Origin of the sequence: Actinosynnema sp. NPDC050801 (assembly GCF_040673975.1) — a bacterium.
Lineage (GTDB): Bacteria > Actinomycetota > Actinomycetes > Mycobacteriales > Pseudonocardiaceae > Actinosynnema.
In genome coordinates this window covers 130,241-147,855 of sequence record NZ_JBFAQZ010000005.1, presented here as the reverse complement: position 1 = coordinate 147,855, position 17,615 = coordinate 130,241, and the positions used below count along the sequence as shown (strand labels likewise).

Genomic DNA, 17,615 nt, shown 5'->3' with positions numbered 1-17,615 from the left:
CCGCCGCCCCGGCGCGCAGCCTGGTGCACATGCCGGACATCGACACGCGTTCCGAGGCCACGACGTCACGCGCCTGGTGGTGCGACTTCTCCGCGTGGGGTGGGCTCCTCGCGGCGTGCGGCGGGTTCTTCCACACCGTGACCGCCGCGGTGGTGCGCCGGGAGGTCTGGGCGCGGATCGTCGACGACGGATTCCCCCACACCGTCACGTCGGACCCCTCACCCGACCGGCTCGCCGTCGCGGAGGCGTTCTGGTTCGGCCCGGGCAGTTTCGGCGTGCCGCTGCTCCTGCTCGGCGCCCTCGTGACGTGGCTGGTCCGGCGCGGCGCGCACGTGCCCGGGTGGCTGGGGTGGGGCGTGGGCGCGTGGGCCGTGCTGCTCGGGCTGCTGGGTGGTTTCGACACCGGGACGATCACCCTGCTGCTGATCGGCGTGCTGCTGGTGGTCGGCGCCTTGAGGTCCCCCTCCGGTGGCACCTCGGCGCGGCGGGGGCAGCCGAGGTGGTCGGCGCCGCGCTCGAACGCGTCGCGGTGGTAGGCCCGGCGGTCACGCGGCGTCGGCGACGGCGAGGCCGATCCGGGTCAGCTGTTCCTCGGTCAACGGCAGCGTCCCGCGGCCGGCGCCGGTGCGGTCGAAGGACGCGTCCTGCTCGCGGAACTCGAAGTCCGGGCTGCCGAAGTTCCTCACGGTGACCGCGTAGGTGTCACCTCTCGGGGTGTAGATGCGCAGCACCTGGAGCAGCGACTGGTACGGCTCGCTCGCCCGCACCGGGTAGAACTGGAGCACCGTCCCGTCCGCGCGGACCAGGCGGCGCGGCGGGGTGCAGTTGCCCTCCGCGAACGCCTCGTCGTCGGCCGCCGCCGGCGGGGCGAGGGTGGTGCGGCCCAGGTCGAGGTCCACGCTCCCGGTGCCGCCCCCGTCGGTGACGTCGATCCACTGGGTGTGGCCGTCCACCTGGTCCGGGTGCTTGTCCTCGTTCGCCGGGATCGTGCGCGTGTGCGGTCCGCTGACCTGCGCGGGCGCGGCGACCTGCCGCACGGCGGACGCCCACGCGTCCAGCAGCGGCGCCGGCGGGCGCGGCGAGAGCCAGGTGGTGAACCGGCTGCCGGCGCCCGGGTCGCACTGCGGGACGACCAGGACCTCCCGGCCGGGTGGGGGCGGCGCGGTCGATCCCGGGGTGAACGTGCCGTAGGGGGCGCGCGCCGGCAGGCCGGGCGTCGTCCACTCCGGACCGACGGTCGCCGGCGACGTCGTGAGCAGGGGCGCGGCGGTGCTGTTGCCGTCGGCGGGCGGCGAGTGGTCCGGCGCGGCGAGCTCACCCAGCGCGGCCGTGCCGAACCCGACCACGCCGACGACCGCCAGCACGCCCGCCGCCGCGGCCACCCGGCGCGCCAGCAGCCGGCGTCGGCCACGCCTGAGCAAGTCCGCCAGGTCGGTGCGCGAGGCGGGCGCGGGGCCGTCCACTTCGGACCGCAACGCGCCGCGCAACTCCTGCTCGTTCTCCCACATCACGCACTCTCCATCACGCAGTCTCTGGGGCGACCGTGCCGCGATAGGCCTCGCGGAGCGTCTCCAGACCCCGGGCGGTCTGGCTCTTCACCGTGCCGGTCGAGCACCGCAGCGACTCCGCCACCTGCTCCACCGACAGGTCGTGCACGTACCGGAGCACCAGCACGGCGCGCTGTCGCGGCGGGACGTGCCGCAACGCGGCCAGCAGCGGTTGCCGCTCGTCGCTGGAGGTGTCGGCAGGCACCGCCGACTCCGGCGGGGAGGGCACGGCCTGCTCGCGCCCCCTCCCCCGGCGCCGGGAGTCGAGGAACAGCCTGGTCACGATGGTGCGCAGGTACGCCTCCGCGCTCTCCCGCCGCACCTTCGGCCAGGCGGCGTACATGCGGACGAACGCCGCCTGCGTGATCTCCTCCGCCTCCAGCCAGTCACCGCACAGCGCGTGCGCCGTGCGTCGAGCCTGGTCGAACCGGCTCGCGAAGAACCGGGAGAACTCGTCGTCGCGCCCCACCCGTCGCCTCCCCCGATGTCCTGCGGTCACCCCCTCTACGCACTTGTGGGCGAGCGGGTTGCACCGGCCGCCGAGTTGCCGGAGCAGCAACTTTATTTGCCGATCGGTCCGGGTGGTCCGCACCATCGGAGCATGGAGACCGCAGAGGAGTACTGGGAGACGTTCTACCGCGACCGCGACCAGGTGTGGACCGGCAAGGCCAACGAGCTGCTGGTGCGGGAGGTGGCGCACCTGACCCCGGGCACCGCCCTGGACCTGGGCTGCGGCGAGGGCGGCGACGCGTTGTGGCTGGCCGGGCAGGGCTGGTCGGTGACCGCGGTGGACGTCTCCACCGTCGCCCTGGCCAGGGGCGCGGCCCGGGCCACCGAGCTGGGCCTGGCCGCGCGCATCGACTGGCAGCGGCACGACCTGGGCCGCTCGTTCCCGACCGGGACGTTCGACCTGGTCTCGGCGCAGTTCCTGCACTCATCGGTGGCGCCGGAGGGTGAGCGGGAGGGCATCCTGGCGCGGGCGGCCGAGGCGGTCGAGCCCGGCGGGGTGCTGCTGGTCGTGGGCCACGCCGGCTGGCCGACGTGGCTGGCCGACAACCCGCCGGTCGAGTACCGGTTCCCGACCAACGCCGACGTGCTGGCCTCACTCCGACTCGGCCCGGAGTGGGTGGTGGAGGTGGACGACCAGGTCGAGCGGGAGATCACCGGCCCGGAGGGCGAGCACGGCACCCGCGCGGACGTCGTGCTGCGCCTGAAGAGGCGTTAGAGGCGTTAGAGGCGGTCGAGCAGGGACGTCAGGGCGTGGCCCAGGGGCAGGTCGACGCGCACGGTCGCGTGGACGTCGCCCCTGGTCTCGCCCTGGTTGACGATCAGCACGGGCTTGCCCGCGGCCGCGGCGCGGCGGACGAAGCGCAGGCCGGACATGACGGTCAGCGAGGAGCCGAGGACGAGCAGCGCGTCGGCGGAGTCGACCAGCCCGTAGCAGTGCTCGACGCGTGATCGCGGCACGTTCTCGCCGAAGAACACCACGTCCGGTTTGAGCACGCCCGTGCCGCAGTCGGCGCACCCGACCAGCCGGAACGACCGCACCTCGTGCTCGGGCAGGTCCACGTCGCCGTCCGGGTTGACCCTGGTCGCGGTGGCCTCGAACGCGGGGTTGGCCGCGCGGAGCCGGCGGTCCAGGTCCTCGCGGGGGCCGGTCGCGCCGCAGTCCAGGCAGACGACCCGGTCCAGGCTGCCGTGCAGCTCCACCACGTCGGGCGTGCGGGCGGCCTGGTGCAGGCCGTCGACGTTCTGCGTGATCACACCGGACAGGTGGCCGCGGGCGTGCAGCTCGGCCACGGCGTGGTGGCCGGTGTTGGGCGCGGCGCGGGCGATGGTCCGCCAGCCGAGGTGGCTGCGCGCCCAGTACCGGCGCCTGCCCTCGACGCTGCCGACGAACTCGTCGTAGGTCATCGGGGTGTGCCTGCGCAGGCTGCCCGACGCGCCGCGGTAGTCCGGGATGCCGGACTCGGTGGACAGGCCGGCGCCGCTGAGCACCAGGACCCGCCCCTCGGCGACCACCCGCACGACCTCGTCCAGGCTGGTCGTGCGCGGCAACGGCGCACCGGTCGGCGTCCAGCTCAGCGTCGGCCGTGTGCGCATGCCGTCCACTTTACGTGCGGGCGGGCGGCGGACCCGTGGACTCGCGGACCACCAGTTCGGGCGGGCGGACGACCACCGACGCGTCCTCGACCTCCTCCAGCGACGCGAGCAGCACGCGGGCCGCCGCCCGGCCGAGGCCGACCAGGTCCTGGCGCACGGTGGTGAGCTGCGGGTACACCAGTTCGCCGAGCGGCAGGTCGTCGTGGCCGATCACGGACAGCTCGCCGGGCACGTCCACGCCGAGCCGGCGGGCGGCGCTCATCCCGGCCACGGCCATCGAGTCGTTGGCGAACAGCACGGCGGTGGGGCGCCGGCGGTCCCCGAGCAGCCCGCCGATCGCGGCGACCGCGCCGGCGGCGGTGAAGTCGGACACGACCGAGTGGCTGGGGGCGAGGTCGTGCGCGGCCAGCGCGTCCTCGAACACGCGTCGCCGGTAGAGCGTGTGCACCCGGTCCTCGGGGCCGGAGACGTAGGCGATGCGCCGGTGCCCGAGCGCCACGAGGTGCGCCACGGCCGCGCGGATCCCGCGGTCGAGCCCGGTGGCCTGCACCGAGGGCACCGGGTCGTCGCGCCACGGCGTGCCGATCAGCACGGTCCGCACGTCGAGGGTCCGCAGCAGCTCGAACCGGGTGTCGCCGATCCGGCTCTCGGTGAGCACGACGCCGTCGACCCAGCGTTCGTCGGCCAGCCTGCGGTAGGCGGCCTCCTCCGCGCTCGGCTCCTCGCCGACGATGTGCAGCAGCAGGCCGTAGCCCAGGGGCGACAGCTCGCTCTCGATGCCGGAGATCAACAGGGTGAAGTGCGGGTCGGCGCTGAGCAGGTCCGGCGAGCGCATGGCGACCATGCCGATGGCCCGGGTCTTCGCGCCGCGCAGGGCCACGGCGGCGGCGGACGGGGTCCAGCGGAGCTTGCTCGCGGCGGTCAGGATGCGTTCACGGGTGGGCGCGGAGATGCCCCCCTTGCCGTTCACGGCCTTGGACACGGCCGCCACCGACACCCCGGCGAGGGCCGCCACGTCGGCGATCGTCGGCTTACCCTGTGCTCGTCCCACCGGGAGAACGTTACACCGCTGGGCCATCACACCTCGACAGATAGCTGGTTAAACGATATACCTGTGGCCATGCAGCGCAACTCCGCCAAGCTCACCGGCCCCGACGGCGCTCCCGCGGTCTGGGTGGGGGTCAACTACTGGTCCCGCACCGGCGGCCCGTTGATGTGGCGCGACTACGATCCCTCGGTGGTGGACGAGGAGTTGCGCACCATGCGCGACCACGGCATCGGCCTGACCCGCAGCTTCTTCTACTGGCCGGACTTCATGCCGACCGAGGACGCGCTGGACGGCGAGCTGCTGGCCAGGTACGACGACTTCCTCGACCGGCACCTCGCGTTGGGCATGCGGACGATCCCGACGTTCATCGTGGGTCACATGTCCGGCCAGAACTGGGACCCGGCGTGGCGCGGTGGCCGGGACGTCTTCGCCGACGAGTCGTTCCTGGACCGGCAGCGCTGGTACGTCCGCGAGCTGGCCGGCCGCTGGAAGGACCACGAGGCGGTGGCCGGCTGGCTGCTGAGCAACGAGATCCCGATCTACGCCGACTGGCGGACGCGGGGCATCGGCACGCTCGACGCCGCCGCGGTGACGGCGTGGGCGGCGGCGCTGATCGGCGAGGTCCGGGCGGCGGGCGCGACGCAGCCGGTGTCGGTCGGCGACGGCGCGTGGGGCGTCGAGGTGACCGGGCTGGACAACGGCTTCCGGGTCCGCGACCTCGCGCCGCTGATCGACTTCCACGGTCCGCACGTGTACCGGATGGAGGACGACCAGCTGCGGCTGCACCTGGGTGCGGCGTTCGTCTGCGAACTGCTCGACATCGGCGGCAGACCCGTAATCCTGGAGGAGTTCGGCGTGACGTCCGACTACGTCTCCGAGGACAACGCCGCGCACTACTACCGGCAGGTCCTGCACACGACGCTGCTCGCGGGCGCGACGGGCTGGATACCGTGGAACAACACCGACTACGACGACCTGGCCGACCAGGACCCGTACCGGCACCACCCGTTCGAGATGCACTTCGGGTTGACCGACTCCTCCGGCCGGCCGAAGCGGCAGCTGCGGGAGGTGCACGCGTTCACGGAGGTGTTGCGGCGCACCGACTTCGCCCGGTTGCGGCGGCCGGACACGCGGATCGCGTTGCTGGTGTCGTCGTTCCTGGAGGCGCGGTACCCGTTCACGCAGCCCGAGGACGCGACGAGCGTGGCGGACAACTCGCGGCAAGCCTACATCGCGGCACGGGAGGCGGACTTGCCCGTGGGCGTGGTGCGCGAGCTGGACGGCGTGCCGGACGACTGCGCGCTGTACCTGGTGCCGTCGGTCAAGCAGCTCACCGCGCCGACGTGGCGGACGTTGGTGGAGCGCGCTTCGGCGGGCGCGGTGGTGTACGCGTCGTACTTCGTCGGTGAGCACCGGAACCAGCGCGGGCCGTGGTGGCCGAAGCTGGACGAGACGTTCGGCGTGGTGAAGCAGCTGCGGTACGGGTTGGTCGACCCGATCGAGGACGACTCGGTGCGGATGGTGTTCCGGCAGGACTTCGGGGGCATCGGCGCGGGCGAGGAGCTGATGTTCCGGGTCGGCGGCACGGAGAACTCGCGGGCGTACCTGCCGGTGGTGCCCGACGTGGCCAACGGGTCCGGTGGTGCCGAGGTGGTCGCGGTGGACGGGCACGGTCGGCCCGCGCTGCTGCGGCACCGGGTCGGCGACGGGTGGATGGTGCTGTGCACGTACCCGTTGGAGCACATGGCCGCGAGGACGCCGCGGGTGAACCCCGAGCCGACGTGGCGGCTGTACGCGGCGCTGGCCTCATGGGCCGGTGTGCCACCGCGTGTGCGGGTCGATGATCCGCTGGTGATGACGGGACTGATGGAGCACTCGTCCGACGGGAGGGTGTTCGCGTGGTTCGTGAGCCAGCACCCGTCACCCGTCGTGGTGCACCCGGTGGTGGCGGACGGGTCGTTGGTGACGTTGGCCGGCTCGCCGTCGGACTCGGTGGCGCTGGACGCGTACGGCGTGGTCGTGGCGGAAGTGCGGAGGGACGCGTGAAGATCGCGGCGGTGGATGTCGTGGTGACCTGCCCGGGGCGGAACTTCGTCACGCTGCGGATCACCACCGAGGACGGGATCACCGGTCTGGGCGACGCGACGCTCAACGGCCGTGAGCTGGCGGTGGAGGCGTACCTGCGGGAGCACGTCGTGCCGCTGCTGGTCGGGCGCGACGCGTCGGCCGTCGAGGACACCTGGCAGTACCTGTACCGGGGCGCGTACTGGCGGCGCGGCCCGGTGACGATGGCCGCGATCGCCGCCGTCGACACGGCTCTGTGGGACATCAAGGCGCGCGCCGCGGGGATGCCGCTGTACCAGTTGTTGGGCGGCGCGTGCCGGGTCGGGGCGCTGGCGTACGGGCACGCGTCCGGGCGTGACCTGCCGGAGCTGTTCGACTCGATCCGGTCGCACCTGGAGCTGGGGTTCCGCGCGATCCGGGTGCAGACCGGCATCCCGGGGCTGGACACCGTGTACGGGGTGGCGGCGTCGGCCGCGGGCGGCGGTGACCGGTACGACTACGAACCGGCGCGGCCCACGGCGTTGCCGGTGGAGGAGGGCTGGGACACCCGCGCCTACCTCCGGCACGTGCCCTCGGTGTTCGAGGCGGTGCGGTCGGAGTTCGGGCCGTCGCTGCCGCTGCTGCACGACGGCCACCACCGGATGACCCCGATCGAGGCGGCGCGGCTGGGCAAGGCGCTGGAGCCCTACGACCTGTTCTGGTTGGAGGACGCCACGCCCGGCGAGGACCAGGCGGCCCTGCGGCTGATCCGGCAGCACACCACCACCCCGTTGGCGATCGGCGAGGTGTTCAACTCGATCCACGACTACACCACGTTGCTGAGCGAGCGGTTGATCGACTACGTGCGTTCGGCGGTCACCCACACCGGCGGCGTGACGGCGATGAAGAAGGTGCTGGACTTCGCCGCGGTGTACGGGGTCAAGTCCGGGATGCACGGACCGACGGACATCTCACCGGTCGGCATGGCCGCCGCGCTGCACCTCGACCTGGCCGTGCACAACTTCGGCATCCAGGAGTACATGCCGCACACCGCGGCGACCTTGGAGGTGTTCCGCACGTCGTACACGTTCGCGGACGGTCTGCTGCACCCCTCCGAGGCGCCGGGGCTGGGGGTGGAACTGGACGTGGCGGCCGCCGGCCGGTTCCCCTACCGCGCCGCCTACCTGCCGGTGAACCGACTGGCGGACGGCACCCTGCACGACTGGTGAGCGGCACGACTGGTGAGCGGCGCGGTCGGCCGCAGGCGGTCCGAGCCGTGAGCCATCGGACCGAAGTCGACGTGTACAGCGTAGACCGGATCCGTGTACGTTGTACACATGACGGACACGGCCGAGCGGGTCTCGGCGGCGGCGTTGGCGATCCTGTCGGCCGAGGGCGCGCAGGCGGTGACGATGCGGCGGGTGGCGGCGGATGCCGGGATCACCGCGATGGCCACCTACCGGCACTTCCCCAACCGCGAGGCGTTGTTGCGCGCGGTGGTGGACCGGGAGGTGGCGGAGGTGACCAGCGGCTGGGACGGGTTGGGCCGGGACCTGCCGTTCGCGCGGCGGGTCGAGGTGCTGACCGACGCGTTCCTGGACTTCGCGCTCGGCAGGCCCAACCTCTACCGGTACCTGGTCACCGAGCGCCGGTCGGACGCGTTGCGGTTCCCGGACGACTTCCGCGCCGGCGGTTCGCCCGCGTTCGCACCCGCCTTCGCGGCCGTCTCGCAGGCGCTGGCGCAGGGCGTGCTGCGCGACGACGACCCGCTGGAGGTCACGCTGGCCATCACCACGCCGGTCATGGGCCTGGTCCAGCTCTACCTCGGCGGTCGGATGACCACCTCCGAGAGCGACTTCCGCGCGCTGTGCAAGCGCACGACGGGAAGGGTCCTCGATGGACTCACCGCGTGAACGCCTGCTGGTGGGACTGGCCGCGTTGTGCTCGGCCGTCCTGTTCTACTTCGGCACCGGGCTGGCGCCGGTCGCCGCGCTGGCCTGGCTCGCACCGCTCCCCGTGCTGCTCGTCGCGCCACGCACGTCCGGGTGGGTGGCCGCGGGCGTCGCGTTCGGGTCGTGCCTGGCCGGCCTGACCAACAACTGGGCGTTCTCGGCCCGTTCGCACGACCTGCCGCTGTGGCCGTGGGGCCTGCTGGTCAGCGTCGGCATGGCGGCGACGTTCGCCCTGGCGGTCGTGCTGTACCGGGCGCTGCTGTCGCGCGGACGCGCCCTCCTGGCGGTGACGACGGCGCCGGCCGCGTGGGTCGCGGTCCTGTACGGCGTGGCGTCGGTCAACCCCACGGGCATCATGGGCACGTTGGCGACGACGCAGGCCGACGTGCCGCTGGTGGTGCAGACCGCGGCGATCACGGGCGCGTGGGGCGTCGAGTACCTGGTCCTGTTCGTGCCCGTCGCGGTCGCGGCGGCGATCACGGACCGGCGAGCGCGGGTCGTCGTGGCCGCCGGGGTGGTGCTCGCGGCGGTGTCGATCCACGGCGCGGTGCGGCTGGCGCAGGACGGCGGACCGGTGCGGCGGGTGGCGTTGGTGGCGAGCAACCACCACGGCTGGGCCACCGACCTGGACACACCGGCCGGACCCGAGCTCGTGGCGGCGTACACGCGGCAGGTCGAGGCGCTGCCGGACGGGGTCCGGACCGCGGTGCTGCCGGAGGCCGCGTTCGGCGCGCGCGAGGCGCGGCCCGCGGTGCTGGTCGACACCATGTCCGCACTGGCCCGCTCGGAGGGCGTCGACATCGTGGTCGGGCTCGCGCAGTGGACGGACGGCAGGAAGTACAACTACGCGTTGACGTTCCCCGCGTCCGGCGGCGAGCACGTGCGGTACCTCAAGCACCACGACACGGTCAGCCCTGCGGGCCACGAGCTGACGATCCTCGGCTCGACCGGTGTGGTGGTGTGCGGGGACGTCAACCACCCCGACCCGACGGTCGACTACGCCACGGCGGGCGCACGGCTGCTGGCCGTCCCGGCCTCGGACGAGCGCGCCAACGGGTGGCAGCACAGCCGGACCGCGTTGCTGCGCGGTGTCGAGAGCGGGATGGCGGTGGCGTGGAGCGGGCGGACGACGCGGATGGTGCTGTCCGACGACCGGGGCCGGGTGCTCGCGGAAGCGGACAGCGGCGGCACGGACGCGTTCACCGCCGTGGTCGCCGACGTGCCGACCGGAGACGGGCCCACGCCGTACGCGCGGCTGGGCGACTGGTTCGCCTGGCTGTGCGCCGCGCTGGCGGCGGTCGGCCTGATCACCGCCGGAGCCGCGGCGCGGTCCGCGAGACGCCCGTCGGTCGACGGCAGCGGCGACCGGTCCGCAACGGCCGCGGCGAGGTGACCGGCCGGCGGGGTCAGAGCCGGAACGAGGCACGCACGACGGCGGCGTCGTAGAGGCGGTTGCCGGACTGGACCGGCATGGTGTCGGCCGGGCGTGGGCCGACCAGGGCCGTCGCTTCCGCGGGCAACCCGGCCCAGTGGTCTGCCACGCCGACGTCCAGCGGGGTGCCGGGGTCGAGGTCGCAGGTGAACTCGCGGCTGATCGGGCCGTACAGCTCCAGGATCGGGCCGGGGAGGTCCGTCGAGCCGAGGCGGCAGCCGCGCAGGCCCCGGTCCGACAGCGTCACGTGCGTCCGCCACGCCCGCGCGGTGGGCGTGACGCGGAACGTCACCGTCCGCGCGGAGGCGTCGGTGGAGGTCAGCAGGGTCGCCGTGGGCGCGGGCAGGTCCAGGTCGGGCGCGTCGGCGCGCATCATCGGCTCGTCCGCCGTCGGGTGCACCTCGGTCGACGCCACCCGTTCCGGGTCGTTCCCCAGCACCCGCGAGGTCCACTCGTCGGGCGCCGGGTCGGCGGAGAGCCAGCTCGCCCGGCCCGTTCCGCCGTCCTGCAGGTAGATGAGCGAGTCGGGGCGCGGCTCGTCCGGCGCGAAGCCGAAGCGCACGACGCCCACCGCGAGCAACGCCACCGCCACCGCGGCCACCCCGGCCGCCGTCACGCCGAGCCGCGGCAGCGCCCCGAGCAACGGCAGCAGCAACACGCCCGCCACCATCGCGAACACCACCCCGACCGCGCTCAACGGCATGCCGAGCGCCACCAGCATGGTGCCGACCAGCGGCGGGAAGATCGCCGCGGCCACCAGCGGCGGGAGGAACACGAGCCGGGTCGTCCACAGGGCGGGCAGGCCGAGCAGCAACGTCCACTGGAACAGGAAACCGGCACCGGGCACCGCCGCCGTCGCGGCCACCAGCAGCACGGCCGTCACCAGCAGCACCCCGGCGACCACCTCGGCCGACGACCACCGCCGCACCACCCGTGCCGCCGCGACCAGCACCGCCGCCCCCAGCACCGAGAACCCGGCGACGAACCAACCCCGCTCGTGCGGCTCGGACAGCGCCAGGAACCCCAACCCCGGTCGCAGTGCCGCCACCAGCGCCCACGCCGCGTACGACAACGCACCGGCCACGACCACCGCGCCGACCGCGACCCCGGCCACCGCGAACACACCACGCCACCGCAGCCGTCCACTTCGGACACCCAGGACCAGCAGCGACGCCAGGGCGGCCACCGTCACCGCGGCGAGCGCCACCGCGAGCCACGTCGGGTAGTGCACCAGCACCCGCGAGAACAGGTCGAAGTAGACGACGTCGCCCGCACCCGCCCGCAGGTCGCGGTCGCCCAACGCGCGCACCAGGCCGACCATCGTCTCGCCGTGGTGCTGGAGGCTGCCCCGGTCCAGCCGCTCCACGTCGTCGTAAGGCGAGTGGTAGTCGTGCACGTGCTCGATGAACGCGCTGTTCAGCCCGCGCGCGCCGGCCTCCTGGAACACGGTGAAGTCGCTGTAGTTCGGCATCCGCCGGTACACCTCGTAGGCGAGCGAGTTCGCGATGGGCCTGCTGCTCGCCTCGCCGAACGCGGACACGAGCGGCGCGTTGTCGGCGCCGGTCTGGAACATCCACACCGGTCCGCCGCTGCCCCGCGCCTCCCAGTTCAGCACCGCGCCGACCTCGTCGACGCCGTGTCGCCGCACGAACGCCTCCGCGCCGAGCGTCCCGGCCTCCTCGCCGTCGGTGAACAGGAACACCACGTCGTTGCGCACACCGCCGGTCGTCAGCGCGCGCAACGTCTCCAGCATCGCCGCGACCGCCGCGCCGTCGTCCGCCGCACCCGGACCGGTCGGCACCGAGTCGTAGTGCGCGACCAGCAGCAACGCCTTGCCGCCGCTCACCGACGGGTCCGTGCCGCGCACGCGTGCCACGACGTTGTGCGCGGTGGCCACCCGGACCACGCCCCGCCACGGCAGGACCACGTCGTCGGACTCCACCACCACCTCGGCGCCGAGGTCGCGGGCGGTGTCGGCGATGTACTCGCGGACCCCCTCGTTGTCCGCCGACCCGATCGGGTGGGGTCGTCGGGCGACGGCGAGCAGGTGCTGCTCGGCGCGTCCGGCGGCGAACCCGCCGGGTGGGGCGACGGCCGCGGGCGTGGGCGGCCGGAACGCCAGCACGGCCAGCACGCCCACCCCGGCGATGACGGTGAGCAGGACCAACACCCGCCGGGCGCCCTCGATCACCGGGAGACCCTAACCCGGTGGAAACGCGATCGACAGACGCCCGAACGGCGGCGCACGATGTCCGCCATGGACGCCCTTCCCGCCGGTCACACCGTGCGGCCGCCACGGCCCGAGGATGCCGAGCCGATCCTCGGCCTGGTGCACGCCTACACCACGGCGGTCATCGGGTTCGCCGACTACACGCTGGAGGACGTGCGGGACGAGCTGACCCGGCCGGGCTTCGACCCGGAGCGCGACGCGTGGCTCGTGCTCGACGCGGCGGGCGCGCCGGTCGGGTACGCGACGGCGGACGGCAAGAGCGGCAGCGACCAGGTCGACGTGGACGTGGTGTCAGCCGATCCGGCGGTGGCGGACTGGCTGTTCACCAGGGTGCTGGACCGGGCCCGCGAGATCGGGCGCGCGGCCGGGCACGACGGGATCACCGCCGACCAGGGCGTCTACCGCGACGACGTGGCGTTGCGGGCGCGGGTCGCGGCGCTGGGGTTCGAGGTCGCGACCACGTTCCACCGGATGCGGATCGACCACGTCGGCGCCGTGCCGCCGCCGGCGGCGGTGCCCGGGTTGGTGCTGCGGCAGGGCGTCGACCCCGACGTGCGGCGGGCCGTGCACGAGGTGTGGAACGAGTCGTTCGCCGGGCACTTCGGGTTCGTGCCGAAGACCTACGAGGAGTGGCACGAGAAGCTGGCACGCAAGTCGATCTTCGACTGGTCGGGGCTGTGGCTGGCGGAGCTGGACGGCCGGCCGGCGGGGTTCCTGGAGTGCACCGACCAGTTCGCCGACGAGGACTGCGGGTACGTCGGCCACCTGGGCGTGTCGGCCGCCGCCCGGGGTCGCGGGGTGGCGAAGCACCTGCTGGGGCACGCGTTCCACCGGGACGCGTCCGCCGGCCGGGTGGGCACCATCCTGCACGTCGACTCGAACAACCCGACGCCCGCGCTCGGCCTCTACGAGTCGGTCGGCATGCGGCCGGTGCTGGTGATCGACGTCTGGCGCGGCCGGTTCGCCTGACCGGCCGCCCTCACGGGAGTCGCTTCACGTAGCGCAGCTCGGCCACGTCGCGGTCGCCGAAGGTCTCGGTGCGCGTGACGCCGTCCGGCGCGAAACCGGCCCGCTCGTAGAACCGGCGCGCTCTCGGGTTGTCCTCCAGCACCCACAGCATCACGCCCGGCGCGGTGACGTCGGCCAGCGACGCGTCGAGCAGGTCCTGCCCGACGCCTCTCCCCCACTCCGCCGGCCGCACGTAGACGGCGTACAGCTCGACGAAGTCCCGTTGGCGCAGGTCTTCGTCGCGCGCCGGCCCGGTCAAGATGAACCCGACGACCTCACCGGCCTCCGGACCGATCGTGACCAGGACCGCGTCACCGCCCGCGGGCGCCTCGACCAGCGCGCGACGCCACCCCTCGGCCCGCCGTTCCCAGTTCAGCGCGGCCAGGAACCCGTCCGGCAGCACGCCCCGGTAGGCCGTCTGCCAGGTGGTCGTGTGCACGCGCGCGATGCCCTCGGCGTCGTCCGGCACCGCGCGGCGGATCGTCGTGCGCCCCACGCTAGGCGCCGCTCTGCGCGTCGATCGCCCACTGCCCGCCGACCTTGACCAGCGTGTAGACGTGCTGCTCGGACTGGGTCCCGCCGGACTTGAACGTGTACGACACCGTCGCCGCCACCTGCTCCGGCCCGACCGCTCGCACGTTGCTGACGTTCACCGCGCTCATCCGGCCCCACCAGGCCTGGTAGTCGCCGAAGCTCGGCGACCTGGCGGCCTTGAACCGGTCGGTGAGGCGACCGTACGCGGTCTCCAGGTTGCCCGGCAGCAGGCCGTAGTAGTCGCTCAACGCCTGGTCCGGGCCGATCTCGACGGGCGGTGGGACCGAGGTCGTGGTCGTCGGCTCCGGCTGCGTGGTGGTGGTCGTCGTCGTGGGCTGGTCCTCCGCGCTCGTCTGGGCGGGCGGGTTCGCCGCGGCGGTGTCCGACGTCGGTTGGGCGGCGGCCTCGGTGGTGGTGGTCGACCCGGCCGACGGTGCGCCGCGCTCGCCCCGGTTGACCAGGTACACCACGACGGCGACGGCGATCAGCGCCACCACCGCGAGCGCGACGAGCGCCTTGCGGTCGCGTCGTTCCCCCTCGGCGGGCGGGCCGGCGTCGGCCGGGCCGGGTGTCGCCGGAGCGGGCGCGGGTCGGGGTTGCGCGGGTGCGGGCATGGGTCGGGGTTGCGCCGGCGGGGGCGCGGGTCGGGACGGCGCGGGCTCGGGGTCGGCCTGGTCGGCGACCGGCTCGGCGGGCGCGGGCGCGACGGGCTCGGGCACCTGCTCGGGCACGGGGTCGGGTTCCGGCACGGGTTCCAGGGGCGAGGCCAGGATCGCGGTCGGCGTCGGCGGGGGTGCCGGGACCGGGGACGGTGTCCCGTCGAACCGCACCGTGCGCAGCATCTCCGCCGCCTCGGCCATGGTCGGGCGGGTCTCGGGGTTCGAGTCGAGCAGGCGCATCAGCACCGGTTCCAGCGGCCCGGCGTTGCGCGGCGGCGGGAACCGGCCGTCGGCCACCCGGTGCAGCAGGGCGATGGTGTTGCCGTCCACGCCGAACGGCGGCGTGCCCTCCAGCGCCGCGTACAGGGTCGCGCCCAACGCGAACACGTCGGCCGGGAACTCGCCCTTGCCGCCGCGCGCCACCTCCGGTGCCAGGTAGGCGGGCGTGCCGACGAGCATCCCGGACGCGGTGACGGTCACCTCGTCGGCCGCGCGCGAGGTGCCGAAGTCGGTGACCTTGACCGTGCCGAACTCGGTGACCAGCACGTTGCCGGGCTTCACGTCCCGGTGCATGACGCCGGCCGTGTGCGCGGCGGCCAGCCCGGACGCCAGCTGCACGCCCAGCCGGGCCACCTCTTCGGGCGGCAGGGTGCCGCGTTCGGTCATCACCGTGGCCAGGCTGCGCGACGGGAGGTACTCCATGATCAGCCACGGGTGGCCGTCCTGCTCGACCACGTCGTACAGCGCGATCACGTTGGGGTGCGTCAACCGGGCCGCGATGCGCCCCTCGCGGATCGCGCGGTCGATCGACTCCTGGTCGAACCCGCTGCGGGACAGCAGTTCCTTGACCGCGACGATGCGGCGCAGCCGCTGGTCCTCGGCCCGCCACACCACCCCCATCCCACCCGTGCCGATCCTCTCGGTCAGCCGATACCGGCCTGCGATAGTGCGGTCCTCCGCCACCCGTGCTCCCAACGTCGCGCGCACGTCCGGCGACGGGGGTACCCGATCGGGTTACCTCTCGAACGTGCGTTTCAGTCGTAACACTTCCACTGGTGGTTTGTCCCTTCACCACGCGGGGGCCGACCAGGTGAGCTGCGCGCCACTTCGCACCCCCGCGGTCGCACGACCATTCGAGTCCTTTGTGGACAGATCAGGACCGGTGACGGTTGTGCTCCACCACCCCGACTGCTTTGATCTTGGGTGAGGACCACGTCGAGGGAGGACCATGGACCTGCCGCCGGTGCCCGACCGCGTCGCCGCGCTGGTCGCCTCCGGGGTGCTGCCGCCGGAGTTCGGGGACGCCGCGGAGGAGCGCCTGGCGGCCGTCGACGCGGACGAGGGCGAGACGGGAGCACTGGCGCTCGCCGCCGCGTACGGCCGGCTGGAGCTGCTCGCCGACGACGTCGTCGACCCCGACGTGATGGACGAGAACAACGACCGGGCCGTCGAACTGCTGCGGGTGGCCGAGGCCAACGGCGTCGACGAGGACGAGAGCCTCGCGTTCTGGTGGTACTCCGACCGCATGAGGAACCTCGGCGCCGAGATCAGGGACGAGATGGCGGCGATGGAGGAGTACGTCGCCGAGCACGGGACGACACCGCGGGGACGGCTGGACGCGAAGTTGGAGCAGGCGCACGCCCTCTACGAGGCCGGTGACCGCGCCGCCGCGATCGCGTTGTTCCGCGAAGTCGCGGAGATCTCGCCCTGGGACAGCGAGTTCAGCGGTTGTTCCGACCGCGTCGACGTCGGCTGGTGCCGCCTGCTGCACGACGCGGCCCACGTCGACGGACCCGAGGCGGCGCGGCGGGTGTGGCGGGAGGCCAGGACGCACTACCTGGCCTCGACGTTCCCCCACACCGACCACGCCTGCCGGCTGATCGAGATGCTGCTGGGCACCGGTGTGCCGGACATCGTCGCGGTGGTCGCGGCCCAGCGGCGGGAGGCCGCCGAGCCCGAGCGACCACCGGGGCTGTTGACCTGGCCGTTGAGCGAGGACGAGCAACGCGTGCTCGGACTGGCCGACGCGGAGGTCGAGCGGCTAGGAGGGGCGCGTCAGGCCTGACCACCGGCGACCGTCGACCAGCCCGGTCGGCACCTCGACCGGGTCCTCGTCGAACAGGGCGCGCACCGGGCCGTCGGGCAGCAGCACGCCGTGGTCGGTGACGACGGCGACGTACCCGCCCACCCGGAGGTCGCCGACGACGGTGGCGGGGAAGAAGTCGCTCGGCGGCCGGCCGGCGTCCTCGCCCTCGCCGGTGGCCGTGATGGCGGTGGTGGCCGCGCGGACGTCGGGCTTGTCCTCGTCGGCCGACCGGTAGTCGATGCTGTCGAACGGCAGCCAGGCCACCCGTTGCGGGTACCGGTCGGCGGTGTGCAGCACCAGCCGCAGCCCGGGCTCGACCCGGACCACCACCCGCGCGGCCGGTCCGGGCCCGGACAGGAGCCGTCGGGCGGCGAGCCGGGTGGCGACCTGGCGTGCGCCCTGGACCGCGGCGACGAACCCGATCACACCCACCACCAGCCAGGTCGTCGGGTGGTCACCGCGCCAGGCCCACGTCGCCGGCGCCGCGCAGGCCACCAGCATCAACCCGATCAGGCCCGAGCGCAGCCGCGGTGCCCGACGGCGGACCGGGTCGTCGTCCGGCAGGCTGATCGCCACCGGTGCGGCCAGTTCGGCGAACGTCCGGCGCTGCCGTCGTGGGCCGATCAGGAACCGCGCCAGGGAGTAGGCGCAGAACGCGCCGTTCACCGCGAACGGGATGACGACCGACGGCGGTTCACCGGCCACGCCCAGCAGCACCGCCGAGGTGATCGCGACCGCACAACCCAGCCTCGGCCGCGCGAACAGCACGAGCGGGGTGGCGAGCACGACGAGGTAGCGCACGCCGCGCGGGACCGGGGCGTCGGCGTCCGAGCCGTCCGCGGCCAGCGCGAGCACGAGTGCGACCAGCCAGGTCAGGTTCGCGACCAGGATGCGGCGGTCGCGGTGGGCGGCCGGCTCGCGCCACCGCCGCGCGAACGCCCGGTCCAACGCCGGCGCCGGGGGTCTGCCCATG

Annotated in this window: 16 protein-coding genes; 8 read left to right on the top strand and 8 right to left on the bottom strand. The window is 73.8% G+C overall.

The features are described from left to right. The first annotated feature begins 29 nt into the window (after positions 1-29). Entirely contained in the window at positions 30-536 is a 507-nt protein-coding gene (locus AB0K14_RS13445) for a DUF6463 family protein (protein ID WP_360450248.1), read from the top strand. Between the two features lie 9 nt (positions 537-545). Here AB0K14_RS13445 and AB0K14_RS13440 read toward each other — a convergent pair whose 3' ends face one another. Together AB0K14_RS13440 and AB0K14_RS13435 are read right to left on the bottom strand one after the other, a co-directional pair. Continuing rightward, the gene (locus AB0K14_RS13440) at positions 546-1,511 is read right to left on the bottom strand and encodes a hypothetical protein (RefSeq protein WP_360450245.1); all 966 of its coding nucleotides are present in this window, start codon (positions 1,509-1,511) and stop codon (positions 546-548) included. A 10-nt stretch (positions 1,512-1,521) separates the two neighbouring features. After that, a complete protein-coding gene (locus AB0K14_RS13435; protein WP_360450242.1) occupies positions 1,522-2,016 on the bottom strand; it encodes a SigE family RNA polymerase sigma factor in 495 nt (164 codons plus the stop codon). A gap of 132 nt (positions 2,017-2,148) precedes the next feature. Here AB0K14_RS13435 and AB0K14_RS13430 point away from each other — a divergent pair, with 132 nt between their 5' ends. Then, on the top strand, positions 2,149-2,772 hold the full coding sequence (locus tag AB0K14_RS13430) for a class I SAM-dependent methyltransferase (protein WP_360450239.1): 624 nt from the start codon (positions 2,149-2,151) through the stop codon (positions 2,770-2,772). A 5-nt stretch (positions 2,773-2,777) separates the two neighbouring features. Here AB0K14_RS13430 and AB0K14_RS13425 read toward each other — a convergent pair whose 3' ends face one another. Continuing rightward, a complete protein-coding gene (locus AB0K14_RS13425) occupies positions 2,778-3,650 on the bottom strand; it encodes an NAD-dependent protein deacetylase (RefSeq protein WP_360450236.1) in 873 nt (290 codons plus the stop codon). A gap of 10 nt (positions 3,651-3,660) precedes the next feature. After that, positions 3,661-4,701: a LacI family DNA-binding transcriptional regulator gene (locus AB0K14_RS13420; RefSeq protein ID WP_360450233.1), complete on the bottom strand. Its 1,041-nt coding sequence runs from the start codon at positions 4,699-4,701 to the stop codon at positions 3,661-3,663. A gap of 69 nt (positions 4,702-4,770) precedes the next feature. Between AB0K14_RS13420 and AB0K14_RS13415 the strand changes: the two genes are divergently transcribed. The 4 genes from AB0K14_RS13415 (at position 4,771) to AB0K14_RS13400 (ending at position 10,086) form a co-directional block, all read left to right on the top strand. Beyond that, on the top strand, positions 4,771-6,744 hold the full coding sequence (locus tag AB0K14_RS13415) for a cellulase family glycosylhydrolase (RefSeq protein WP_360450230.1): 1,974 nt from the start codon (positions 4,771-4,773) through the stop codon (positions 6,742-6,744). Continuing rightward, complete coding sequence (manD, locus tag AB0K14_RS13410; protein ID WP_360450228.1) at positions 6,741-7,970, top strand: D-mannonate dehydratase ManD; 1,230 nt, start codon at positions 6,741-6,743, stop codon at positions 7,968-7,970. Before AB0K14_RS13415 ends, manD begins: the two co-directional genes overlap by 4 nt. Positions 7,971-8,078: 108 nt before the next feature. Beyond that, positions 8,079-8,654: a TetR/AcrR family transcriptional regulator gene (locus tag AB0K14_RS13405; protein WP_360450225.1), complete on the top strand. Its 576-nt coding sequence runs from the start codon at positions 8,079-8,081 to the stop codon at positions 8,652-8,654. After that, on the top strand, positions 8,638-10,086 hold the full coding sequence (locus tag AB0K14_RS13400; protein ID WP_360450222.1) for a nitrilase-related carbon-nitrogen hydrolase: 1,449 nt from the start codon (positions 8,638-8,640) through the stop codon (positions 10,084-10,086). The genes AB0K14_RS13405 and AB0K14_RS13400 overlap by 17 nt, the downstream gene beginning before the upstream one ends. Positions 10,087-10,099: 13 nt before the next feature. Here AB0K14_RS13400 and AB0K14_RS13395 read toward each other — a convergent pair whose 3' ends face one another. After that, the gene (locus AB0K14_RS13395) at positions 10,100-12,316 is read right to left on the bottom strand and encodes a M20/M25/M40 family metallo-hydrolase (RefSeq protein WP_360450215.1); all 2,217 of its coding nucleotides are present in this window, start codon (positions 12,314-12,316) and stop codon (positions 10,100-10,102) included. A gap of 66 nt (positions 12,317-12,382) precedes the next feature. On the opposite strand from AB0K14_RS13395, the gene AB0K14_RS13390 reads away from it, so the two are divergent. Then, positions 12,383-13,324: a GNAT family N-acetyltransferase gene (locus AB0K14_RS13390; protein WP_360450212.1), complete on the top strand. Its 942-nt coding sequence runs from the start codon at positions 12,383-12,385 to the stop codon at positions 13,322-13,324. A gap of 10 nt (positions 13,325-13,334) precedes the next feature. On the opposite strand, the gene AB0K14_RS13385 is transcribed toward AB0K14_RS13390, so the two are convergent. Next, positions 13,335-13,859 carry a GNAT family N-acetyltransferase gene (locus AB0K14_RS13385; protein ID WP_360450209.1) on the bottom strand — a complete coding sequence of 175 codons (525 nt, stop codon included), beginning with the start codon at positions 13,857-13,859 and terminating at the stop codon, positions 13,335-13,337. A gap of 1 nt (position 13,860) precedes the next feature. Continuing rightward, positions 13,861-15,519: a serine/threonine-protein kinase gene (locus tag AB0K14_RS13380; protein ID WP_360450206.1), complete on the bottom strand. Its 1,659-nt coding sequence runs from the start codon at positions 15,517-15,519 to the stop codon at positions 13,861-13,863. A gap of 265 nt (positions 15,520-15,784) precedes the next feature. Between AB0K14_RS13380 and AB0K14_RS13375 the strand changes: the two genes are divergently transcribed. Next, complete coding sequence (locus AB0K14_RS13375; protein ID WP_360450203.1) at positions 15,785-16,621, top strand: hypothetical protein; 837 nt, start codon at positions 15,785-15,787, stop codon at positions 16,619-16,621. Here the strand turns inward: AB0K14_RS13375 and AB0K14_RS13370 are convergent. Then, positions 16,598-17,614 carry a hypothetical protein gene (locus AB0K14_RS13370; RefSeq protein ID WP_360450201.1) on the bottom strand — a complete coding sequence of 339 codons (1,017 nt, stop codon included), beginning with the start codon at positions 17,612-17,614 and terminating at the stop codon, positions 16,598-16,600. The two genes, AB0K14_RS13375 and AB0K14_RS13370, sit on opposite strands and share 24 nt — an antisense overlap. Position 17,615: the final 1 nt, after the last annotated feature.